This is a genomic window from Geobacillus sp. ZGt-1 (genome assembly GCF_001026865.1).
Taxonomy (GTDB): Bacteria; Bacillota; Bacilli; order Bacillales; family Anoxybacillaceae; genus Geobacillus; species Geobacillus thermoleovorans.
Map to the genome: position 1 here is coordinate 1 of NZ_LDPD01000085.1, position 1868 is coordinate 1868.

General features: G+C 43.4%; 2 protein-coding genes. Both read right to left on the minus strand.

Features of this window, described 5'->3' with window-relative positions; genetic code table 11:
• On the minus strand, nt 1-920 hold a 920-nt coding region (locus tag VU18_RS15670; protein WP_047758468.1), incomplete at its 3' end, for an oligosaccharide flippase family protein.
• A gap of 17 nt (nt 921-937) precedes the next feature.
• The coding region (locus tag VU18_RS15675; RefSeq protein ID WP_047758469.1) for a UDP-N-acetylglucosamine 4,6-dehydratase family protein at nt 938-1868 on the minus strand (931 nt) is incomplete at its 5' end.

Genomic DNA, 1868 nt, shown 5'->3' on the forward strand with positions numbered 1-1868 from the left:
ACCATGCCTATTGTTGCCGGAGCGGCAATTAAAAATAAGCCAACAGCGCTGCTTCTTATTTGTTTTTGTGCAGCTTCATATCCTTCGGTTTCCAAAGCCCTTACACACAAAGGGTACGAAGCTAAATTCACAATCATCATTAACATAATAATTGTTTGCTGGGTTAAATCGTAGGCTGCAGAATAAATTCCAGCTTCACTTTTCCCCGCCATCCACCCCAATAATAATCGATCCGACTGATTCATAACAAATGATAATGAAAGTGTAGCGGTTAAAGGAAGACCGTAACTCAGGCACTCTTTCAGTAAAGCAAAACGAAAATTTTCTTTTCGCAAGAGAAATCGGATGTCTTGCTTCTTTTCTTGAAAAGCATATAGAATCCATAAGGATAGCAACGGGCCGAGGATCAATCCAAAAACAACACCGTTTGACCCTAGCCCCCATTGAATAAGCAGTAGACTCAGCCCTAAAGATATGGCTGCTTTTAAAACAGAAAGCAACCCGTAGGCTTTCGTTTGCAAAGACGCTCGCAACAACTCTGAAATAATATCAAAAATGGATTGGGAAATAGCGAGTAATAAGACGCCTATCGTGATAGAAAAAGTTTCAAAACCTAAAAATAAAGATAGAAAAGTAACAAAAATAAGTGCTGCTAATGTGAGGAGATAACCGATAAAAAGAGTGCTCAACAATACATATTCATTCTTTTCATCCCTATATTTTGACAAAAAGCGGAGCAGGACTAGCCTAATCCATTGAAAAAATATAGCATTTGCCAACCCTGCTGTGGCAACAATTAGTGCATATTCTCCATAATCTTCCGCACTCAACATTCGAGTATACCAAGCAAGAGCAAGGAAGTTAATAAAGCCTGTTAGTCCCCTGGAGACAAAATAACTGAAAACGTGTTTGATAAACATCTATTCTTCTTTCCTTTTCAATTCACTTTTTCAGGCACAACCCGCCCATTCGCAATCCCCACCACCGTCGCCCGCACTTCGTCCTCGCTCATCCCTTCAAACCGCTCCATAAAATCGCGGAGGATCGCTTCATCCACCGCCGTTGCCTTCCCAATATGAATTTTCGGAAACACCTGTTCCGGATGAACCTCATTTTCATTCAGCAATTCCTCGAACATCTTCTCACCCGGACGGATTCCGGTAAATTCGATGCCGATTTCTTCGACGGTGTATCCGGATAGTTTAATCAAGTTTTTCGCGAGATCGACGATTTTCACAGGTTCGCCCATGTCCAAAACAAAGATTTCGCCGCCTTTGGCAAGTGCACCGGCTTGGATGACGAGGCGGGATGCTTCCGGAATCGTCATAAAATAGCGCGTCATATCCGGATGGGTGACGGTGACAGGACCGCCGGCTTGGATTTGCTTTTTAAATAGCGGAATCACACTGCCGCGGCTTCCCAAGACGTTTCCGAAACGGACGGCGACAAATTTTGTTTTACTCTGCTTGTCCAATTGTTGAATAATCATTTCCGCGAAGCGTTTTGTCGCTCCCATCACATTTGTAGGATTAACTGCTTTGTCAGTAGAAATTAATACAAAGGTTTGGACACCAAACGTATCGGCTGCTTCGGCGACGTTTTTCGTGCCGAAAATGTTGTTTTTGACCGCTTCTTTCGGGTTGTATTCCATTAACGGAACGTGTTTGTGCGCCGCTGCGTGATAGACGACATCCGGCTTATGTTCTTCCATCACTTCAAACATGCGCTCGCGGTCTTGAATGTCGCCAATGACTGGGACAATGTCGATTTGGTCTTTATATTGATTGCGCAGTTCCATGTCGATTTGATAAATGCTGTTTTCGCCGTGGCCGAGCAGGACGATTTTTTTCGGGTTAAATCGGCATACT